This window comes from Aeromonas sp. D3 (assembly GCF_027705025.1).
GTDB classification, from domain to species: Bacteria; Pseudomonadota; Gammaproteobacteria; order Enterobacterales; family Aeromonadaceae; genus Aeromonas; species Aeromonas salmonicida.
The window spans coordinates 26,787-48,276 of record NZ_JAPDBE010000037.1; the positions used below are offsets into that span (position 1 = coordinate 26,787).

Genomic DNA, 21,490 nt, shown 5'->3' on the forward strand with positions numbered 1-21,490 from the left:
TTTGCTGGTGAGATTGTCATGTCTTAGCGTTTGATCTTCTTGGGGTTGGTGTAGCCCCAGATGGTGTACATGTCCGCCAGCAGGGCACCGTTGTACTCCTCGAGATCGGCCTGTTTCACTTCGGCCTCACCCTGACGGCCAAACAGCACCACTTCATCACCGGGTTTCACCCCTTTGAGGTCGGTCACGTCCACCATGATGGTGTTCATGGAGGTCTTGCCCACCACAGGTACCTTCTGACCCTGGATCAGTACATAGGCCTTGTTGCTCAGCGCACGGCGATAGCCGTCGGAGTAACCGAGCGGCAGGTTGGCGAGCAGGGAGTCACGCTTGAGGGTAAAGGTGCGGTCATAGCCGACGGAGTTGCCTGCCGGATAGTGGTTAACCGACGCCACCTGGGTCTTGAATGCCATCACCCGTTTGTATTCGGTGTAGGAGGGGATGGAGTCGCCGTAGAGCAGGCCGCCCGGGCGCACCATGTCAAAGTAGGCGTCCGGCACTTCCAGGGTGGCGAAGGAGTTGGCCGCGTGGATGGTGAGCTTGCTGCGATCCAGCTTGCCCGCCTCGATCAGCCACTGGGAGTCCAGCTTGAACTGGGCCAGCCCCAGCTTGACGTCCTCTTTCTCCTCCACCGGGAAGTGGGTCATGATGCCGACCGGGGTGATCCCCTTGAGTTTGAGCATGGCCAGCGCATCTTGCTTGGAATCGGCCAGACGCAGGTCTATGCCGTTGCGGCTCATGCCGGCGGAGTTGAGGCCAATATGCACCGGGATCCGGGTATTGTGGCGCAGGGCGATGTCGGAGATCCCCTGAGCACTCACCAGGCTGCCAACCAGCTCTTCCAGCTTGTAGGGCAGGGCCTGTTCCACTTCGACAGGAGTGGCGGCGCGCACCCGCATCAGGCGACCGGTAAAGCCTTTCTCGCGAGCGACGCGGGCCTCTTCGTTGCTGGCGATGCCGATACAGGGGATCTCGGCCTTGATGACGGAGGGAACCAGCAGATCGATGCCGTGACCGTAGGCATCCGCCTTCATGATGGCGCAGATCTGCGGGCCCTTGTCTCCGAGGCGGGTCTTGAGAGTCTGCAGGTTCTGTTCAAACGCGGTCAGGTCTACTTCCAGCCAGGCGTTGCTGGCGGTTTGTACTTCGCCGTTGCGATGATCGCTCTCCTGCGGCAGATAGGGGGCTGCGACGGCTTGACCGGCCAGCAGGCCCAGGATCAAGGTGGCCAGCAGTGTCTTCTTGTGCATGGGGTGATTCCTTTTTTATTGTTGGCGTTGAGGTGCATGACGACCTTATGACGGTCTTTGTCATGCAGATGGGATAGAGTGTAGCCAAGGCATTGTTATTGTTATGAACTTTGTCAATTTCCTGCGGCATTATTCCCGTGGGAAGTGTATCGCAAGGTGTCGATTGTGGCACGTCTCATGGGAGCCAGTAGATGAGAGATCTGGAGTGTCGTGTACCGCCTGTCCTGTTGTTTGGCATAGTGGGGCTGGCCATGGTGTTGGGGGGCGGTAGCGGGGAGGGGTGGTCAGAGCTGGCCCTGTTGCTGACGGTGGTCGGCTGTGTGTTCGGTTTTGGCGGCGTGCTGCGCTTTCGCCAGCATGGTACCACCGTCAGTCCAACCCGGCCGGCGCAGGCCAGCGTGCTGGTGACCGCAGGGCTTTATCGGCTCAGCCGCAATCCCATGTACCTGGGGCTGCTCTGCTGGACAATGGCGCTGGCCTGCTATCTGGGTGGTATGGGGGTCTGGATCGGGCCCCTGGTGCTGTGGGGCTGGCTCAACCGTTTTCAAATCGTGCCGGAAGAGCGGGCTCTGCAGGCTCGCTTCGGTGAAGCATATGCAGAGTATTGCCGGCGGGTTCGTCGCTGGTGTTGAGCCGCGCGACACACTGAAAAACGCAGATAAAAAAACGGCCCGCATCAGCGGGCCGTTCTGCTTTCGGGGGGGAGCGGAGGATCACGCCTTGGCGGTATCGACCTCACCCAGAGGTTCGGTTTCCCCCAGGCTGTCTTCGGTCTTGGCCACCACGCTGGCGGCGATGGCATTGCCCAGCACGTTGGTGGCGGAGCGGCCCATGTCGAGGAAATGGTCGATCCCCAGCAGCAGCAGAATGCCTGCCTCCGGGATGTGGAACTGGTTGAGAGTGGCCGCGATGACCACCAGAGAGGCGCGTGGCACACCGGCCATTCCCTTGGAGGTGACCATCAACAGCAGCAGCATGGTGATCTGCTGAGCCAGGGAGAGCTCTATGCCATAGGCCTGGGCGATGAACATGACCGCGAAGGTGCAGTACATCATGGAGCCGTCCAGGTTGAAGGAGTAGCCCATGGGCAGCACGAAGCTGGCGATGCGCTTGTCACAACCAAACTTCTCCAATCGATCCAGGGTTTTGGGGTAGGCAGCTTCGGAGCTGGCGGTGGAGAAGGCGAGCAGTATGGGTTCGCGGATCATGGCCAGCAGGGTCAGGATGCGGCGGCGGATAAACAGACTGCCCATGGCAATCAGCAGCAGCCAGAGGCAACCCAGCGCCAGATAGAATTGCGCCATGAAGGTGCCGTAGGTGGCCAGAATGCTCAGACCTTCCTTGGCGACCATGGCTGCGATGGCACCAAATACCGCGAACGGCGCAAAATTCATCACGTAGCCGGTTACTTTCAGCATTATCTCGGCGCCGCTGGCCATCAGCTTGACCACCGGCTTGGCGGTATCGCCCAAGGCGGCGGAGGCCAGTCCAAAGAAGAGGGAGAACACTACTATCTGCAGGATCTCGTTGGTGGCCATGGCCTCTACCACGCTTTTCGGTATGGCGTGGGTTACAAAGTCCTTGAGGGAGATGGCGGTGACGACCACACCTGAGCTGGCGGTATCATCCGGCAAGGAGAGAGAGAGGCCCACGCCCGGTTGCAGCAGAGTAACCATCACCAGTCCCAGTGTCAGGGAGAGCAGGGAGGCCAGCATGAACCAGCCAAGGGTCTTGGCGCCGATGCGACCGACGGTGCGGGTGTCGCCCATCTTGGCGATGCCGACCACTAGCGTGGTGAAGACAAGGGGGGCGATGATCATCTTGATCAGACGCAAAAAAATGTCGGTCAGTATGGTGATATCGTCGGCAAAGCCTGCGGCCTGCTCCGGGGCGAACACGCGATAGCCTTGACCAGTGAGGATGCCACATAACATCGAAATGATGATGGCAGCCGTCAATTTATTCATTTTCATGAGGTGGTCCCAGTTTTGATAAGTGCAAAGCGTTTTGAGTGGCAGGGGTGCCACTTCAGTCCGTTTTTGTGATCCGGGCCGTAGATTCCTGACAGCCGGTGTGCTTGCAGCATGCCTAATTCGGGGGGGTAAATCCAGCGTCTTGTATCAGTGTTTTATGCTGTCGTTAGTTGTATGTGATATGGATCTTGCATTTTATCGATATTAATCGCCGTTTATTTTGATGTTAACAAGATATTTGGCTTCCATGCACTGTTCGTGTAAGGGCTGATGCAGCAGGGTGAAAATCAGCAGGGCCGAGGTGGTGTGTTGCACCTGCATCTGTGCCAGGAAGAGGTCAGGTTCTTCTTCATCAAAGCCGAACACGGGGCGCGAGGGGGTGACCCTGACCGCATCCCGCTGCAGCGTCAGTTCGTTCACCTCAATCCACTCATAGCCCCGGCTTTGCGCCATCTCGCCCGCGCGCTTGAGCACATACTTGCGAGCCGTTTCCCGATCGATCAGATCGTTGCCGACAAACTCCAGCTGCCACTTGTCGGGGCCAAGTTGTGTCTGGGAAAAGCCGGTCTGGCCGTTCCAGAATGACTTTTCGCTGTGATAGGAGGTGGCACAGCCGCCCAGTAGGGTGCCGAACAGGCTGACGACAAGCAGCAGAACATGCAGGGGTGAGCAAAAGGAGAGGAGGAGCGGACGTTGCATCTCGATGGTCGGTTGGCGAAACACCTTGTCACTACAGCACAAACTGATCAGTGAGACAATCGTCGCTCAGGTCATCAATGGGCACTGCCAGAGACGCGGCACAAAAGAAAAGGCCTTGTCGTTTGACAAGGCCTTTACCGGGGAATTTGGTCGGTGTGAGAGGATTCGAACCTCCGACCCTCTACACCCCATGCAGATGCGCTACCTGGCTGCGCTACACACCGACGGAGTCAGCTCGGCTGACGGGGACTGAGTTTATGGAGATGCTCCGACCCTGTCAACAGGGGAAATCCCGCTCTGAGACTGTTTGCCTGCTTTGCGAGCAATTGGCGCTCAAAGTGCCGCCACAGTGGTTGAATTCGGCCATCGAGAGCTCATTTCAGGGGGCGTTGTGACGCATTTTTCAAGGCACCATAAAAACGGCCGCCCTGGGGCGGCCGTTTGCATCAGTGGTGATCTGATCAGCGGTTGAAGGTCAATCGCTTGCCCAGCACCTGATCGGTTACCTGACCGTTTTGCCAGGCGATCTGGCCATTCACCAGAGTCATCTCCACCGTGCTGTGGAAGCGGTAACCGTTGAAGGGTGACCAGCCACACAGGTAGAGCAGGTTGCTGTCGTTGACCACATAGGGCTTGCCCAGATCCAGCAGCACCAGGTCTGCGAAGTAGCCCTCACGAATGTAGCCGCGATCCTGCACCTGGAAGCGCTCGGCTACCGCGTGGGATGTCTTCTTGACGATAGTCTCCAGTGAAAACACGCCGTTGTGGTAGAGCTCCAGCAGGGCCAGCATGGAGTGCTGCACCAGAGGGATGCCGGACGGCGCCTTGAAGTAGCTGTTCTGCTTCTCCTCCCAGGTGTGGGGGGCATGGTCGGTGGCAATGATGTCCAGCACGTCGTTCCGTACCGCATCCAGCAGGGCGTGCTGGTCGGCGGCTGTCTTCACCGCCGGGTTGCACTTGATCTGGCTGCCCAGGGTGTCGTAATCCGCCTCGTTGAAGAAGAGATGGTGGACGCATACCTCGGCGGTGATGTTCTTGTCTTTGAGTTCGCTCAAGTCGTGGCTGGCGGTAAAGAGCGACAGCTCCTTGGCGGAGGTCAAATGCAGCACGTGCAGCTTGGCACCGTACTTTTTCGCCAGACCCACCGCCATGCTGGAGGACTTGTAACAGGCCTCGTCATTGCGAATGCGGCCGTGTTCGCGCATCGGCACATCTTCGCCCCACTTGGCGCGGGCCTCGTCTTCCAGCACCTTGATGGAGGGGGTGTCCTCGCAGTGGGTGACTATCATCACAGGGCTCTCGCGGAAAATCGCCGCCAGTGTCTCCTGATTGTCCACCAGCATGTTGCCGGTGGACGACCCCATGAACACCTTGACACCGCAGGACTGCTTGGGATCGAGGCGCTTGATCTCGTCGAGGTTGTCGTTGGTGGCACCGAGATAGAAGCTGTAGTTGGCGGCGGAGGAGTTGGCGGCTATCTGGTATTTGGCTTCGAGGGCGTCGAGGGTGGTGGTCTGGGGATTGACGTTGGGCATTTCCATGAAGCTGGTGGTGCCACCTGCCACGGCGGCCCGGGATTCACTGGCGATGGTCCCCTTGTGGGTCAGGCCAGGTTCCCGGAAATGGACTTGATCATCGATCATGCCGGGGATGAGGTGGCGGCCTGCCGCATCGATCACAACGGCATCGGGCGCCTCGATATGGGGGGCGATCCGGGCGATCCGTTCCCCTTCAATCAATACATCAGAGGCGTAGATGCGGCCTTCGTTGACCAGGGTGGCATTCTTGATAAGCAATTTGTTCATGGGGGAGTCCAGTTCCTTTGTCAGTGATCGCGGGTCATAATATCGCAAACTGTACTTTCTCTGTAGCAAGGTCTGACTGATGAAGTTATTTGTAAGAGATTTGACCGTGATCGACTCCAGCTACCTGTGCGAACGCCGCGGCATGGTGGGGGAGAGCTGGCTGGTGGACGTCGAGATGAGCGGCGAGCTCAACGAGATGAGCATGTTGCTGGACTTTGGTCGGGTGAAAAAGCTGATCAAGTCGATCATCGACGAAGAGGTGGATCACAAGCTGCTGGTGCCGGCCGAGTGCGCCCTGATCCATGTAGCGCATCTGGAAGGAGAGGAGAGCACGGTCGATCTGCTGCGCCCCCAGGGGTCCATTCATCTGCGCTGTCCGACGCAGGGCTTTGCCTTCATACCGGCGCCCCAGATCGATAAAGAGTCCGTCACCCGCTACCTGCTGGCGGTGCTGGCCCAGCGTCTGCCCGGCAACATCCGGGATCTGTCGGTGACCCTGCGTCAGGAGCAGATCGACGGTGCCTTCTATCACTACAGCCACGGTCTCAAGAAGCACGATGGCAACTGCCAGCGGATCGCCCACGGCCACCGTTCTCCCATCGAAATCCATGTGGATGGGATGCGTGACGGTGAGCTCGAGCTGAACTGGGCCGAGCGCTGGGCCGATATCTACCTTGGCACCGATGAAGACAAGGTGGACGTGAGCGAACTGAACTTGAGCGATATCGCCCTGGCCCAACTGGGTGAGCAGCACCTGGGATTCAAGTATGTGGCCCCTCAGGGGCTGTTTCAGCTCGCCATGCCGGCGGCCGAGGTGGAGATGATCGACACCGACACCACCATAGAGCTGCTGGCGTGCTACATAGCCCGTGAAGTGAAAAAAGCGGTGGGTGACAAGTTTGTGAAGGTCGTGGCCTATGAAGGGGTCGGCAAGGGCGCCATCGCCTACGCCTGATCCCAGCGCACTGCCACCAGATAAACAAGGCCCCGCCAACCGCGGGGCCTTGTTGCTTCAGCGAGAGAGATTCAGGCGATGAGCTTGAAGCGCTTGACCAGATTCTCCTGCTGCTCGGCCAGGGCGTCCAGCTGCTGGCTGGTCTCGGCGACCCGTTCAATGCCCTGATAGTTGAGGTCCGAAATATCCGAGATGCGGTTGAGGTTGGTGGCGATGTCGGCACTGGTCGCCTGCTGCTGCTCGGCGGCGGAGGCGATCTGGCTCGACATGTCGCTGATGAGCACCACTATCCCCTGCACCTCCTCCATGGCGGTATTGGCGTGGGAGCTCTGATCCACGCAGCTGTCCATCTCGCGGGAGCACTCCTGCATCACTGTCACCGCCTTGGCGACCCCCTGCTGCAGGTTCTCGATCATGGTCTGGATCTCGCTGGTGGACTGGGCGGTGCGCCCCGCCAGACTGCGCACTTCGTCGGCCACCACGGCAAAGCCGCGGCCCTGCTCGCCGGCACGGGCGGCCTCGATGGCGGCATTGAGGGCCAGCAGGTTGGTCTGCTCGGCGATACCGCGAATGACGTCGAGGATATTGCCAATCTGGCCACTCATGGCGCTGACATCGCCAATCACCTTGCCGGTCTGTTGCAACTTGCCTGCCAGCTGATGGGTGGTGGTGATGTTGCCCGCCATCACCTTGCGGCCGGTCTCGGAGGCTTTCTCCACGTCCTGTACCCGCTCCAGGGTCTGGTTGGCGGCCTGGGCCACTTCCCGCACCGAGGCTTCCATCTGGGTCATGGCGGCGGCGACCGAGGCGGTCTCCTGGCGCTGTGTTTCCAGATCCGCCCGCACCGATTCCGTGGTGTGGCGGTTGTCGTGGGCGGCGCTATTGAGCTGGGTAGAGGCCTGGGAGAGCTGGGTGAGCACATCCCCCATCTGCTGGATCAGCAGGTTGACCTGGCTGCCGAGCTGGCCGAACTCATTTTGGCTCTTGAAACCGACGCGCTGTGTCATGTCTCCCTGGGTCACTTCGGTCAGCACCCGCAGCAGCTCCTTGAGGGGGCGGCGTATGGCTTTGCCCAGGGTGTAGGCCACCAGGATGGCGATGAAAATGGCGATGGCGATGCTGATCCCCTGGGTCAGGGTGCTCTGGGCCTGCACCTTGCTGGAGGCGCGAATGCTGTTGTTCATCAGCTGCTGGCTCTGATCGGTGATCCCTTCCAGTTTGCTCTGTATGCTGACGATGAGCTTGCTGGCCTGCTTGCTCTCCTCGCGCATCCGCTCCTGCTGCTTCATCAACGCCAGGTATTGGGCAAGCACGCCTTCACTGGCCGTGGTGTCGCGCACAAACCCATGGACGTAGTGCCCCATGTTGTTGTCGAAATCCTTGAGCTCCCCCTGCAGATCCTTGATGGTGCTGTTGAAGCCCTCTATCTGCATCTTGTTGCGCTTGAGCGCCGCCTCTATGGGGGCGGGGATACTCTGGTTGAGCGCATCCATGGTGGAGAGCTCGATGGCGGAGAGCTCGGTGGTCAACGTCTCGGACAGCATCTTGATGAAGCTGTCGTCTATGGTGATCATCATGTCGCCGAGGTTTTTCTTGAACTGGGGCAGACTGACCTGAAACTGCCCTTTGGCCTGGTTCACCTTGTGCAGACGGGTGAGCAGGGCCTGGTGTTCGGTGGGTAGCGTCCCGGTCAGCTGCAGATAGTCGCTGACCAGCTTGGTCAGTGTCGCCATGTCACCCTGCAGTTGCGGGTGCGCCGCGGCCTGCTGGCTGAGGGTGGCGAGTGTCTTGTCGACCTGGGCCTTGGCCTGTTGCAGCTCGGCCACTTCGGCCGGGATCTGCTTGGGATCCTGCTCGGTCAACACGTCTGTGAGCCACTTGTTGGCGCTGAGCAGGCTGATCTGGGTCTGGCTGCTGGCGATCACCAGCGGCATGGATTGCCGGGTAACCTGATCCAGCGCCTGATTGAGCTCGCTCTGGCTGCGAAAGGTGAGTACCGAGGTCGCCGCCATCACGGCCACCAGAATGGCAAAGCCTAAATAGACTCTCTGCAAGATGGAGAGGTCTGACATTGTTTGTTTCATTATTGTCCCGCTGTATATGCAAAAGTCCCTTGCCTGAATACCCCGTCCATTTGATACCCTGCTATCACCCTGGGCGAGCGACGTCGGCAGACGTCCTCCGGCTATCGGTATTTTTAACAATAACTGAAGAGAATGGGACAACGGCTGTGTCAAATATCGGCTTGTGTCACACTTGACCGGCCCTGACGGCAACTTTGGGAGCCGCTTGAGGTGGGTTTAGAATTTTCTTTTTCATATAAAGGAGTTATCCATGGCGCAAGAAACCATTTTCAGCAAAATCATCCGTAAAGAGATCCCCGCCGACATCCTTTATCAAGACGATCTGGTGACCGCATTCCGGGACATTCAACCCAAGGCCAAGACCCATATCCTGATAGTGCCGAACGTGCTGATCCCCACCGTCAACGATGTAGAGCCCGAGCATGAGCTGGCCCTTGGCCGCATGTTCACGGTGGCACGCAAGCTGGCCACCGACGCTGGTATCGCCGAGGATGGCTATCGCCTCATCATGAACTGCAACCGCCACGGCGGGCAGGAGGTCTACCACATCCATATGCATCTGGTGGGGGGTCAATCCCTGGGGCCGCTGCTCTGCCTGTGATGGGTCCGTTTCCCCGTCTGGCCGGTCTGTTGCTGGCCAGCACCCTGCTGGGGGGCTGCGCCTCCCAGTGGCAGGATATGTTCGTCTCCTATTCCGATCAGATGGTGCCCCTGCGCAACCAGCTGCTGCTGGGACATGCCGCCGAGGCCTTGCCCGAGGTGCGTGAATCCACCCTGGGTGATGACACCTATGTGCTGGACCGGCTGGAGCAGGGGCGCATCGCCTGGCTGGCCGGGCAGGATGCGGGCAGCAAGCAGGCCTTTGCCGCCGCCGACAGCCGCCTCGAGTGGGAAGACAATCAGGCCGAGTATCGGCTGAGCCAGGGCCTGAGTCAGGCGGGCAGCCTGCTTACCAACGATCAGAGCATGGCCTACCTGACGCCGGATTATGAGCGCACCATGCTGCATCACTATCTGGCGCTGAATTACCTGCAACGGGGGGATGCCGACGGCGCGCTGGTGGAGGTACGCCGTGCCAACCAGGTACAGGAGCGGGCCCTCAAGGCGCGAGCGGGGGAGGTAAGCAAGGCCCGGGAAAAAGGCGCCGAAGCCAGCACAGAGCGCAATATGCGCCAGCTCATGTCGCGCGGTGCACCGGATCTGGATCGGCTGATCGGCAAGGTGAAAAACGGTTTTCAGAACGCCTACACCTTCTATTTTTCCGGCGTGCTCTATGAGGCGGCTGGCGATCTCAACGACGCCTGGGTCGATTATCAGCGCGGCTACCAGATAGCGCCGGACAACCAGAGCCTGCAGGACGCCTTGCTGCGCCTGGCGCGGCTGCGTGGCTCGCCGGATGAGCTGAAAGAGACCGAGAAAAAGCTGGGTCGCAAGGCGCCGCCTTTAACCAAAAATCAGGGGCAGCTTGTGGTGCTGTTTGAAGATGGGCTGATCCCGGCGCGGCGGGAGCTGTTCCTGCCGCTGCCCATCTCCACCTCCAGCGGCGATTTTCGTACCTTTACCGTGGCTGTCCCCTATTACGACAATAGAGCCAGCCAGACCGGTCCCCTTGTGGTCTCGGTAGGCAAGCGAATGGAGCAGACCAGCGAGCTGGTGCGACTGGAAGCGCTGGCCGCCAAGGATCTGCAGGAGCGATTGCCGGGCATGCTGACCCGTCAGGCGCTGCGGCTGGTGGCCAAGGAGCAGTTGAGGCGCACCGCCGCCAAAGAGGGAGGCGATGTGGGCAATATTCTGGTGGGCATTTTCAACACCCTCTCCGAGCGGGCCGATACCCGCAGCTGGCTGACGCTGCCAGCCCAGGCATCCAGCTGGCAGGGCATGCTGCCGGCCGGTGACGTGCAACTCACGCTGGGGGCAGGGAGTGCCATGCGCCAGTTGCCGCTCACCATACATGGCGGACGCACCACCCTGGTGTGGGTGCAACGGCTCGGCGCCGGCCTGACTACCCGGGTGATGCCGCTCTAGGCACCCACTCAAACGACAATGACACCCATGACTGATCGGTTGGGCCCCTGTGGCCGCCGGCTAAGGAGATCAAGATGAAAGCATACGGGTTGGCCCTGGGGTTGGTTATGCTGCTGGCAGGCTGCGCCACCAATACGTCCGGCGTGGCGCTCTATGGCGCAGCGGGTGCGGCGCCTGTGCAGGAGCAGCATCAGAACGTCAATGTGACCCTGACCGAGCTGAGCCGGCGCCAGCAAAACGGCCTGCTGCAGGTCAATGTGGCCGCTGCCAGTGCCCAGCGTGGCGATAACAAGCTGCAATATATGTTCTATTGGTATGATGAGGCGGGGCAGGAAGTGGCCAGTGATGGTCGCGGCTGGACGCCCATCAAGCTCCACGGCTATCAGAGCCGCACCCTGTCTGCCCTGGCGCCGAGCCCGGCCGCTCAGGGATACCGGATTTATGTACGCGAAGTGATTGAGGAATCCAACTGATGAAAATGAATCATGCCCTGCTGATATTGAGCGGCGCCCTGCTGCTCGGCGGTTGTTCCAGTACCACCGTCAGCTATGGCGATCCCACCGAAACCGAGACGGTGACCGTGGATTACGGCTCATCGGATCTGCAGGCCATTGCCGACAAGATGGCGGATTCCATGCTCGCTTCACCGGCGACCAGCGAGATCACAGCAGGTGGTCGTCCCGTTATGTTCATGGACTCCATCCGCAACAAGACCTCGGAGCACATCGATACCGAAGCCATCACGGATACCATCCGCACCAAGTTGCTGCGCGTTGGCAAGTTCCGCTTCGTCGACATGAGCAAGGTGGCCGCGGTCAAGCAGCAGCTCGAATACCAGCAGAGCAGCGGCATGGTGGATCCTGCCTCCATGGTGCGTCTGGGCAAGCAGACCGGTGCCCGCTACATGGTCTATGGCAACCTCAGCAGCATCGTCAAGGACAACGGCAAGGTGAAGGACGTCTACTACCAGATGACCATGAACCTGATGGATCTGCAAAACGGCGAACTGCTGTGGGCCGACCAGAAAGAGATCCGCAAACAGGCGAAGAAGTCTACTTTTGGCTGGTGATCTGGCAGAGCTCGAGCTGCTGGCCAGCCTGCCCGTCCCCTGGTGCTCGGGACGGCTGGAATCTCTGGCCAGTGGCCTGACCAACTGCAACTATCGACTGCGCCTCCCCTCGGGGCGCAGTCATTTTTTGCGGCTTGGTCACCCCGACCCCTATCGGCTCGGCATCGACAGAGCCACAGAGTGGCAGCTCTATCAGGGCGCCATGGCACAAGGGCTGGCGCTGCCCTGCCACCACAGCGATCCTGCCAGCGGTTTGATGTTGCTGGACTGGTGCGACGAACCAAACTGGGCCGAGGCGCCACCGCCCCTGGCCGAGCAGCCCGGCCTGCTGGCTGAGGTGCTGGTGCGACTGCACCGGCTGCCTGTGCCCGCCGTCGTGATGGCGGTGCGGGCTCATGCCGCCGGTTATCGCGGCCGTCTGGCCCGGATCCCTGAGTGGTTGCCTGCGCTGGAGCGTGCGCTGCTTGCCAGCCGCGAGCCTGACGACTGCTGGCTCCCTTGCCATCACGATCTTAATCCGGCTAATTTGTTGGGGTCGCGCCCCTGGGTCATCGACTGGGAGTATGGCGCCGCCGGTCACCCCGGTTTCGAGGTCGCCAGCATACAGCGCACCCACGGCTGGGATGACGAGCGGCGAGCGGCACTGGAACAGCGCTATCTTGAGCGGGCAGGGAGGACGCTGGGAGCCAAGGGCTTTCAGAGTCAGGCCTTCCTGCCCTGGGTCGATTACATTGGCCTGCTGTGGGCCCTGCTGATGGCCGAGCAACAAGCCGAGCCTGATTATCAGGCCCTGATCGACATGAATCGTCAACGTTTGGAGTAGTGCATGATGACCACCTTTTCCTGGCGTCAGCCCCGCAGCTGGAGTCTGTTGTTGCTCTGCCTGCTGCTGGTGGGCTGTTCCACCCGCGTTGTCTATTACTGGCTGGACGTGGCCATCGTCTGGCAGCTGGATGACTACTTCTCGCTGGATCGTGGCCAGAAGCGCTTGCTGGATCATGAGGTCAAAGGGCTGATGGCCTGGCACCGTCAGCACGAGGTGCCCCGTTATGCAGATGATCTCGATGCCCTGGCCAAGGCGGTCGCGAGCCCCATGAGCCCGGCGCAGGTTTCCCGCCATCTGGATGCGGCCCAGCAGAGCTTGACCCGCACCCTGGAGAACACGGTTCCCCGTGCTGTTCGGCTTGCCCGCACCCTGACCGAAGATCAGGTGGTCATGTTCATGAAGGACAGGCTCACCCGTCAGGCCGAGCGGGAGCAGGACTTTGCCCGCAAGCCCAAGGCCGAGATGCTCAAGGAGTTCACCGACAAGATGAACGAGCGACTGGTGTTCTGGATTGGCGAAGTGAAACCGGCGCAGGCGCCTTTGGTGGCGCAGTGGGTGGAGTGGCAGTATGAGCTGCAAGCCCCCTGGCTGGAGTTTCAGACCGCCTGGACCAAGGAGCTGGCCCGGCTGATGAAGCAGCGCCAGAGCCCGGACTTCGGTGCCCAGCTTACCGCCCTGTTGCAGCAGGGGGATGGGCTCATGGATGGCCGTTTCACCGGCTACACGGATCAATCCCGCCAGCGTACCGTCAACTGGCTGAGCGCCCTGAGCCAGTCGCTGGATATCTCCCAGCGCACCCATCTTTACTCCCTGCTCAAGGACTATGCCCGGGACTTTAGAAAGATGTCCGAGGGGTAAGCGCAGGGGGGGCATTGCAAGGTCAGCGCGGCGAGGTGATGAGCCTTGCCGCCTTGTCCTTGGCGGGCCTCTGTGGTAGTTTGCCCTTTCTATCATTTGGGAATTAACTTTTTGAGCCTGCTGGACAAAGTGAAACTGGCGCTGATGACACTGCTCATCTCGCTCACTCTGTTGCTCTCTACCGTCTCGGTGGAGGGGCTCGAGGTATCCGCGCATCCGTCTGCCTCCCAGCACACTCAGGTGATGAATGATGCCGGTACAGGCGAGCAGTCAGACAGCTCGCGGGCGCTCCACAGTGCCAGTGACAGCGATGACGGCATCGTCAAGTTTGTCGGATCCCACCAGAATCACCTGTTGCGTCTCGAGCACTCCCTGCGCAGCGATAGTCAGCCCGGCAGCGTTGTCTACGAGCTGATCATGAGCTGGTCGCAGCAGGCGATCCTGTTGCTGCTGTGCGGCCTGCTGTTCTACGCCGTCCTCTACTCCCCCAAAAACAGTTTCCGCGACCGCTTTGCCACCATTCATCGGCACAGGTTGCAACGCCAACACCTGCAATACCGCTTCTCCCAGAGCTATCTCGCCTGATCCCGATGGGGTCCGGTCTTACTGCACAGCCTCATCGCCTCCCGTAAAGCCTGCTCACCGCGCGTGAACAGGCTCACTGTCTCATTTGTATTTTCTTGCGTGCCGTTCACCTTTTTGGTGTGCGTGCCCGCCGCCTTCTCCTGACAGAGGCTTTTGCCATGAGAAAAAAGAGTCGTATCACCCTGAACCGCATGAGCAAGTGGCAGTACGCCCTGCTGCTGCTCATGCTGTTCACTTTCGCGTTTTACTCCCTGCCTACCTTCTTCGGTGAGCAGCCCTCACTTGGCCTGCATGGCCAGACCAGCCTGACAGAAGCGCAGCGCACCCTGCTGGCCGACAACCAGATAGCGCCGGTCAAACAGGTACAACAAAAAGAGCGGGTCGAACTGGTGTTCAGCAGCCAGTCTGAACAGCAAAGGGCCAAGCAGCTGCTGGAGCAGCAAGGCTATGACAGCGCAGCCCTGACCCTGGAGTTCTATTCCAATGCCCCGACCTGGATCAGCCAGCTCGGCGCGGCTCCCATCAAGCTCGGGCTGGACTTGCGTGGCGGCTCCCAGCTGCTGATCGGGGTCGATCTCAGCTTCGTGGTGGACAACCAGACCAGAAACCTGGTGGACATGCTGCGCAGCCAGTTCCGTGAAGCGCGCCTGCGGGGTGCCAACGTGGCCCGGGTGAGCGAGGGTGAGGTGCGGGTCATACTGCCCGAGGTGGCCGATCAGGCTCCCTGGCTCAACATCATCAAGGATTCTGCCGGTACCCGACAGGATCAGTGGACCCTTAATCGCAGCGGCAACGAGCTGCGACTGGTGATGAGCGAGGCCGAGCGCACCCTCTTGGCCAACAACGCCGTGACCCAGAACCTGTCGATCCTCAAGAAACGGATCAACGAGCTTGGCATCGTCGAAGCCTCGGTCCAGCGTCAGGGCCAGGATGGCATTCGCATCGAGCTGCCCGGGGTACACAATCCCAAGCAAGCCAAGGAAGTGATAGGCGCCACGGCGTCACTCGCCTTCTATCAGGCCCAGCCGGAGAGCCGCTTCTTCATGGCGGATCGCAACGGTCAGGCGGTCGGCATGGCGCGCAAGCCGGTACTGACCGGTGAGCACATAGTCGATGCGCGGGCAGGCATGGGGGAGATGGGACAACCCCAGGTGAGCATAGTGCTCGACACCCTGGGTGGCAGCAAGATGAACCAGTTCAGCCGCCAGCATGTGGGCAGCGCCATGGCCACCGTCTTCACCGAATACAAGACCAATGCCCAGGGAAAGCTGCGGGCCCAGAGCGAAGTGATCAACGTCGCCACCATACAGACAGCCCTTGGCAACCAGTTCCGCATCACAGGACTTGCCAGCGTACCCGAAGCCCAGGAGCTGGCCATGCTGCTGCGGGCTGGTGCCCTCACAGCGCCGCTGAAGATCCTGGAGGAGCGCTCAATCGGGCCGACCCTGGGGCTGCAAAATATCGAGGCTGGCTTCACCGCACTGGCGTTCGGCATGGCGGGCATGATGCTGTTCATGATGGCCTGGTATCGCAAGTTTGGTTGGGTTGCCATCACGGCGCTCATCGCCAACCTGCTGATGCAGGTGGGCATGCTGGCCGTGCTGCCGGGGGCTGTACTGACCCTGCCGGGGATCGCCGGTCTGGTGCTCACGGTCGGCATGGCGGTGGATACCCACGTGCTGATCTTTGAGCGGATCAAGGACCGCCTGCGTGAAGGGGGCAGCCTTGCCAATGCCATCGACTTTGGCTATCGCTCGGCGTTTCGCACCATTTTCGATGCCAACATCACCACGCTGATCTGTGCCGTTGTGCTCTACTCCATCGGATCTGGCCCGCTGCAGGGCTTCTCCATCACCCTGATCCTGGGTCTCATCTCCAGCATGGTGACCGGTATCTGGGGTACTCGCGCCATCATCAACCCCTTGTGGGGCAAGAGCAGCGCCAAGCTGCTGAGGGTGTGACCGTGACCCCTGCATTTACTCTGTGCCATAGCGCCGCGCGTTCGAGCCTGCTCCGCGCCTGCGTCACGCGCTTCCGGTTGGGAAGCCCGAGTCAGCTGTTGTCGAGGATAAAATTATGTTGAGAATGATCGTTGCCATGGGCCTGACCCGCTGGCGTTACATTGGATTGTGGATTTCCGTGCTGCTGACAGTGGCGAGCATAGCCGTGCTGGCCATCAACGGTCTGGAGCTCGGGCTCGATTTCACCGGCGGTATCTTGCTGGAGTTTCGTATCCAGACATTGAAAGAGGCCCATGAACTCAATGCCCTGCTGAGCGCGCCGCTGGCAGGGGCCATCGAACTCAATGGCGCCGGCATTCCGGGAGAGTGGCTCATCAAGCTGCCGCCCCACGAGCTGCCCTGGCCGGCCGAGGAGCTGGCGATCATGCTGGGTCAACAGCTCAACTTGCCGGTGGAGCTGCTGCGCACCACCATAGTCGGCCCCCAGGTGGGCGCCGAGCTGTTCCAGCAGGGGATGCTGGCGGTGCTGGTGGCATCACTGGCCATCTCCGCCTACCTGGCGGTACGGTTCGAGTGGCGCCAGGCCATCGGCATCCTGATCTCTGTGCTGCACGATGGTCTGGTGGCAATAGGGCTGCTGGCGCTGTTCCACATCGAGTTTGACCTCAATGTGATCGCCGGCCTGATGGCGGTGATCGGTTACTCGCTCAACGACAGCATCGTCATCTCGGACCGGCTGCGGGACATCTTGAGCTCACGCACCAAACTCTCCATCTACGAGTGCTCGGACGTGGCGATCAAGGCGACCTTCAGCCGCACCATGATCACCTCGGGGACCACCCTCTTTACCGTGGGCGCCCTGCTGTTGTTCGGGGGGGATGCCTTGTTCGGCTTCGCCTTCACGCTGTTTACCGGCGTCCTGGTGGGTACCATCTCTTCCATCACGGTAGCATCGACCGTCCAGGAGCTGCTGGGACTCACGCCCCAGGCGTACCAGAAAAAAGAGGAAGAGCTGGCAGAAGCGGCATGATCTGACTCGCCAGCCCTTGCAGGCAAAACGGGTTGTTGGGCAATGTGCTCAGGGGGCGCTGACCATTGGCCCGTTTGTGACAGGTGTGAATAACAAGAGGGAGGCATTGTGCTTCCCTCTACTTGTTTATTGGCTGGCGGGTATGACCCAGCGAGCTGGCCTGCTGTTTATCCAGCATTGTGTTCAGGTACAGACATAGGGCATGTGCTGAACGGCACTGCCACCGGCTGGAGGAGTGGCAAAGTCCCGAACAAGCGCAAGTCAAAAAGGCGCGTCTGGCCGGCCAGGGTAGGCAATGAAACGGCCCGTTTCGCAGACCGTTTTTTGTTTATGCATCGTCTACACTGCTAGGGAGTTTCCTTATGGAGTATGCGGTTATGAACATTGCGCGCCGGCTTCAACTGATTGCCTTGCTGGTGATGGTGGCTCTCGTATTTCTCAGTTGGTTCAGTATCAATCGCCTCGCGGCGTCCAACCAGGATTTGAGTTATGTGACGGATAATACAGTGCCAAGCATATCCTTGATCAAGGAGGTGCAGGCCGATTTCTATGAGCTGCATGCGCTGATCCAGACACATGTACTCAATACCGATGATGGCAAGATGCAGCAGATTGAAACGGATATCGCTGACATACGGACAGCGATCAATTCGCTTCTGGAAAAATATAAAGCCGAGATGCTTTCCAATGATGAAGACAGGCGATTGACTGATGATGATCAGCGGATCATTGCCCAATATTATCTGGAGATAGACAAGGTCCTGTTGTTGTCGCGCCAAAACAAAAACACCGAGGCCAGAGATTATCTGGCAAACAACGTCATGACGCTGTTTGGGCAGTTTGCTCAGGCGATAGAGCGCCATGTCAAGTTCAATGTCGATCTGGGGCTGGCGCTCAAGCGGCAGGGAGAAGAGAACTATGACAGCAGCCTGCAAACCCTGCTGTTCATTGCCGGTGGCACCGGCATATTGACCCTGGGGCTTTTTATCTGGTTGTTCAATCAGGTTGCCAACCCACTTCGACTTGCCATGCAGACCCTTTCCCTGATCCAGCGCGACTTGAATTTTACCCTGAGGGCAGACGTGAAGCAGCAGGATGAGATTGGGTTGACGCTCAATGCGGTCAATCGTCTGCTGGATACCTTGCAGCAAACCTTTACTGAGTTTTCGGTGGGCAGTTTGCAAATAAAAAGCACGGCTGAGTCGCTCTCCCAGGCTGCGCAGCACCTTGCCAGTTCCGCGAGCCAGGCAAATGATGCAACCAGTTTGATTGCTGCGGGGGTGGAGGAGATGACGGTGAGCATCACGGATATCTCGCAGCGAACCCAGGAGACCAGCCGTATCACCAACGAGTCGGGCAAGCTTGCCAGTGACGGCGGCGCGACCATAGAGAGAACGGTGCAAGCTATCAACGATATTGCCGACTCCATTCGCCAGGCCTCCCATGAGGTGACGGCCTTGGGAGAGGGCATTTCCCGGATCGGCGGTGTGGTGAACGTCATTCGTGACGTTGCAGGCCAGACCAATCTGCTGGCCCTCAATGCCGCCATTGAAGCTGCCCGTGCGGGTGAGCAAGGTCGAGGATTTGCGGTGGTCGCTGACGAGGTGCGCAAGCTGGCTGAGCGTACGGCTCAGTCAACCCAGGAAATTTCGGCAACGGTAGAGGCAATTCAACAAGAGTCTCAGGCCACAGTGTCCAGAATGAGTCAGGTAGAGGAAAAAGTGGTGCAAGGGGTTGCGATGGCCACTGAAAGCGGGGAGATCATCACCCAGATCCGCCATGCGTCGCACCGGGTCATGGATCAGGTCGGTGAAATCACCAATGCCATCCGCGAACAAAGCTCGGCGGCGGAATCCATCGCCCATCAGGTGGAGCAGATTGCACAGGTGGTCCAGCAGACCAGCAGTACGGCAGAAGAGACCTCGGCCGCAGCGGAAGAGCTCAATGTGACCACAGAGAGCATCCATCAGCAGATCTCCCGTTACCGTATCCAGTGATGGTCAGTGGCCCCTGGTGCCGCCATCATTAAGGTCGTTCCAGGGGGCACGCTGAGTGATATCTGTGGCACCTTGATAACCCTGATATGCGCATAAGAAATCCGAAACCAGTCAAGCCGGTTTCGGATTTTTTCATATCTGGAAGATGGCCAACGGTGCCTGACACAAGGGGCATTGGGAGCTGGCGCAAGACCCGGTTCTGCAGGCCCTGTACCTGACTGATGACCGGTTGGGGATAGATGCCCAGTGTCATCACCATGATGGCGAAGAGCAGTACCACCAGCCCGCCCGAGGTGACGGCCCAGTCGCCCTTGGCATCACGCATCTCGCACATAGAGAGTGATCATGACCCTAGTAGTAGAGCCCCAGGGCGCTGCCGAGCACTCTGGCACCAGAGAACCACCACAGTCGGGCTTCGACCGTCACGCCAATAAGATAGAACTTGCCGATAAAGCCCAAGGTCATGGGAATACCTGAGCGATTCCCTGAGCAGGGATATAACCACAAAAAATGACATGGCTCTGTTTGAATTCACGCCGGTGAATGGTTACACACATCCCAGTTTGAAAATAAAATTTGCTCCCTTGGTGAACTGGATATAAGACTTCTTCTGCACGGGACTCACAAGGAAGATAAAATGAAAAATGGAAGAGCAGGATGGTTAAATATTTTAACCATCATAGGGTCAGTCATGTTCGCTGTTCAAACGGAAGCCGCAGTACCTTACGTCAACTATCATCATACGGTTACGCAGCCGGATGGTTCGACACTTGAGTTGATCCTCAATGGCTCAACTCTTTACGCAGATCAACGTACTAAAGATGGCTATCCGGTTATCTATGACAATACCCTGAAAGGTTACGCTTATGCCAAGCTTTCAGAAAATGAAGAGATGTTTGAGTCGACCGGAATTCTGGTTACCGAATCGAATGGTATTAGCACCAGGTCCATACAGAAGGACACTGATATTCCTCAACATGCCAAGCGTTCTATCGTGCAACGTAACGCCAGGCAATTACAAGTTTTACAATATCAAGCCCAATCACCCAAAATCAGTGGTTTTGCCAATCTATATGCCAATGTAACAGGTAATGTTAGAGGGTTGACCATATTAATTCAGTTTCCTGATGAATCCAGCTCCATTCCACCCAGTGAGGTCATCAACTACACCAACCAAATCGGTTACACAGGCCATGGAAATGCACAATCAATCCGGGACTATTTTCGTGCCGTGTCTGGTAATAAATTGGACTATACCAATACTGTGGTTGGATATTATACGGCCAAGAAATATAAGTCCTACTACACAGACCCCACGATAACCTATGGTGCCAGAGCAAGAGAGTTGATCGTCGAAGCGCTGGATTGGCTTGAATATACCGAAGGCTTCGACTTTTCGACCATCTCGAAAGATAGTAACGGCAATATTCGTGGTTTGAATGTGTTCTATTCTGGCAAGACTGGTGGTGGCTGGGCTCAGGGCCTATGGCCTCATCAAGGTGGCTTGAACCGCTGGTGTGCCGATGGGGTCTGTGCATCCAAATACCAGATCTCCAACATGGATAGCAGTTTATCTATCGGGACCTTCATCCACGAGTCAGGACACCTGTTGTTCGGCTGGCCTGATCTTTACGATTACGATGGCAGTTTAGGAGGATCCGCTGGCTCGCACTGCATTATGGGATATGGCGGTGTAACCGGTAACAGACATAAAAAACCAGTTCCACCCAATGGCTACTTTCGCTCACTGAGTGGCTGGGAAACGATCACTGAGCTCAATCCTGCGGTTAATGGCAATGCACCTTCAGGTCTATTGAGTCACCAGGCTAACAGCAACACACTATACCGCTGGTCCAACCCGAATAAAGCCGGTGAAGCTTTTTATATAGAGACAAGAACTCAGACCGGGCAAAATCAGTATATGCCGGGGCAAGGTCTGATTGTATGGCATGTTGATCCTGATGGCTCCAATAATAATGAGTGGTATCCATATGTTCAGATGGAACATGCGGACGGGAATCGTGACCCAGAGAAAAATATTAATCTTGGTGATGCTTATGATATGTATCATGCTTCTGGGAAAGACACGTTTGGTGATACTCAACCAAATGCGCTGTCCAGTCGAGGAACCAACTCACGCTGGTGGAGTGGTGCTGATTCAGGGTTGGAGCTGACGAATATTAGCGCTGTCTCAAGTCGAATGACATTCGACATCGGTGGTGATGGTAATTCAAATCAAGAAAATTACTCAGGTTATCTGAGTGGGAAGGGCGTTAGGGAAGGTGCGAACAAGTCCCTGATATGAGATCATGTTTGTCATCTGGAGCCATGAAAAAGGGTTCATCATGAGTCATCAGCTCACCTTCGCCGACA

The 21,490-nt window shown here is 58.4% G+C and carries 18 protein-coding genes, 1 tRNA gene and 1 pseudogene; 13 read left to right on the forward strand and 7 right to left on the reverse strand.

Annotated features, from left to right (window positions below; genetic code table 11):
- Positions 1-23: 23 nt before the first annotated feature.
- Entirely contained in the window at positions 24-1,250 is a 1,227-nt protein-coding gene (gene alr, locus OKC28_RS18010; protein ID WP_270690709.1) for an alanine racemase, read from the reverse strand.
- Positions 1,251-1,441: 191 nt separating this feature from the next.
- On the opposite strand from alr, the gene OKC28_RS18015 reads away from it, so the two are divergent.
- Positions 1,442-1,882 carry a methyltransferase family protein gene (locus tag OKC28_RS18015; protein WP_270690711.1) on the forward strand — a complete coding sequence of 147 codons (441 nt, stop codon included), beginning with the start codon at positions 1,442-1,444 and terminating at the stop codon, positions 1,880-1,882.
- An 81-nt stretch (positions 1,883-1,963) separates the two neighbouring features.
- Here the strand turns inward: OKC28_RS18015 and OKC28_RS18020 are convergent, their stop codons facing one another.
- From OKC28_RS18020 to OKC28_RS18035, 4 genes are all read right to left on the reverse strand, one after another.
- Positions 1,964-3,223 (reverse strand): dicarboxylate/amino acid:cation symporter, encoded by a 1,260-nt coding sequence (locus OKC28_RS18020; RefSeq protein ID WP_059112229.1) that lies wholly within the window; start codon positions 3,221-3,223, stop codon positions 1,964-1,966.
- Positions 3,224-3,427: 204 nt separating this feature from the next.
- Positions 3,428-3,922, reverse strand: coding sequence for a CC0125/CC1285 family lipoprotein (locus tag OKC28_RS18025; RefSeq protein WP_257982405.1), 495 nt, complete (start codon positions 3,920-3,922; stop codon positions 3,428-3,430).
- 147 nt (positions 3,923-4,069) lie between these two features.
- Positions 4,070-4,146, reverse strand: a tRNA-Pro gene (locus OKC28_RS18030).
- A gap of 237 nt (positions 4,147-4,383) precedes the next feature.
- Positions 4,384-5,727 (reverse strand): dihydroorotase, encoded by a 1,344-nt coding sequence (locus OKC28_RS18035; RefSeq protein WP_005314854.1) that lies wholly within the window; start codon positions 5,725-5,727, stop codon positions 4,384-4,386.
- Between the two features lie 79 nt (positions 5,728-5,806).
- Here OKC28_RS18035 and OKC28_RS18040 point away from each other — a divergent pair, with 79 nt between their 5' ends.
- The gene (locus OKC28_RS18040; protein ID WP_270690716.1) at positions 5,807-6,682 is read left to right on the forward strand and encodes a 6-carboxytetrahydropterin synthase; all 876 of its coding nucleotides are present in this window, start codon (positions 5,807-5,809) and stop codon (positions 6,680-6,682) included.
- 71 nt (positions 6,683-6,753) lie between these two features.
- Here OKC28_RS18040 and OKC28_RS18045 read toward each other — a convergent pair whose 3' ends face one another.
- Positions 6,754-8,766 (reverse strand): methyl-accepting chemotaxis protein, encoded by a 2,013-nt coding sequence (locus OKC28_RS18045; protein WP_270690718.1) that lies wholly within the window; start codon positions 8,764-8,766, stop codon positions 6,754-6,756.
- Positions 8,767-9,016: 250 nt separating this feature from the next.
- On the opposite strand from OKC28_RS18045, the gene hinT reads away from it, so the two are divergent.
- From hinT to OKC28_RS18095, 10 genes are all read left to right on the forward strand, one after another.
- Entirely contained in the window at positions 9,017-9,367 is a 351-nt protein-coding gene (hinT, locus tag OKC28_RS18050; protein ID WP_212540652.1) for a purine nucleoside phosphoramidase, read from the forward strand.
- The gene (locus tag OKC28_RS18055) at positions 9,367-10,791 is read left to right on the forward strand and encodes a COG3014 family protein (protein ID WP_212540653.1); all 1,425 of its coding nucleotides are present in this window, start codon (positions 9,367-9,369) and stop codon (positions 10,789-10,791) included. The genes hinT and OKC28_RS18055 overlap by 1 nt, the downstream gene beginning before the upstream one ends.
- 74 nt (positions 10,792-10,865) lie before the next feature.
- On the forward strand, positions 10,866-11,264 hold the full coding sequence (locus OKC28_RS18060) for a YcfL family protein (RefSeq protein WP_270690721.1): 399 nt from the start codon (positions 10,866-10,868) through the stop codon (positions 11,262-11,264).
- Positions 11,264-11,860 carry a penicillin-binding protein activator LpoB gene (lpoB, locus tag OKC28_RS18065; protein ID WP_005314873.1) on the forward strand — a complete coding sequence of 199 codons (597 nt, stop codon included), beginning with the start codon at positions 11,264-11,266 and terminating at the stop codon, positions 11,858-11,860. The genes OKC28_RS18060 and lpoB overlap by 1 nt, the downstream gene beginning before the upstream one ends.
- Positions 11,850-12,683: a phosphotransferase gene (locus OKC28_RS18070; protein ID WP_159166644.1), complete on the forward strand. Its 834-nt coding sequence runs from the start codon at positions 11,850-11,852 to the stop codon at positions 12,681-12,683. The genes lpoB and OKC28_RS18070 overlap by 11 nt, the downstream gene beginning before the upstream one ends.
- 3 nt (positions 12,684-12,686) lie before the next feature.
- Positions 12,687-13,544, forward strand: a complete 858-nt coding sequence (locus tag OKC28_RS18075) for a DUF6279 family lipoprotein (protein ID WP_270690724.1) — start codon at positions 12,687-12,689, stop codon at positions 13,542-13,544.
- A 111-nt stretch (positions 13,545-13,655) separates the two neighbouring features.
- A complete protein-coding gene (locus OKC28_RS18080; RefSeq protein WP_174218924.1) occupies positions 13,656-14,129 on the forward strand; it encodes a hypothetical protein in 474 nt (157 codons plus the stop codon).
- A 158-nt stretch (positions 14,130-14,287) separates the two neighbouring features.
- Positions 14,288-16,090, forward strand: coding sequence for a protein translocase subunit SecD (gene secD / locus OKC28_RS18085; protein WP_046400730.1), 1,803 nt, complete (start codon positions 14,288-14,290; stop codon positions 16,088-16,090).
- 115 nt (positions 16,091-16,205) lie between these two features.
- Positions 16,206-17,120 (forward strand): protein translocase subunit SecF, encoded by a 915-nt coding sequence (secF, locus tag OKC28_RS18090; protein WP_170946506.1) that lies wholly within the window; start codon positions 16,206-16,208, stop codon positions 17,118-17,120.
- Between the two features lie 377 nt (positions 17,121-17,497).
- A complete protein-coding gene (locus OKC28_RS18095) occupies positions 17,498-19,117 on the forward strand; it encodes a methyl-accepting chemotaxis protein (protein ID WP_021139982.1) in 1,620 nt (539 codons plus the stop codon).
- Positions 19,118-19,301: 184 nt separating this feature from the next.
- Here OKC28_RS18095 and OKC28_RS18100 read toward each other — a convergent pair.
- Positions 19,302-19,594, reverse strand: a pseudogene (locus OKC28_RS18100) (proton-conducting transporter transmembrane domain-containing protein); the annotation flags it as partial.
- A 160-nt stretch (positions 19,595-19,754) separates the two neighbouring features.
- Here OKC28_RS18100 and OKC28_RS18105 point away from each other — a divergent pair.
- A complete protein-coding gene (locus OKC28_RS18105; protein ID WP_270690729.1) occupies positions 19,755-21,422 on the forward strand; it encodes a M6 family metalloprotease domain-containing protein in 1,668 nt (555 codons plus the stop codon).
- The last annotated feature ends 68 nt before the right edge of the window (positions 21,423-21,490 follow it).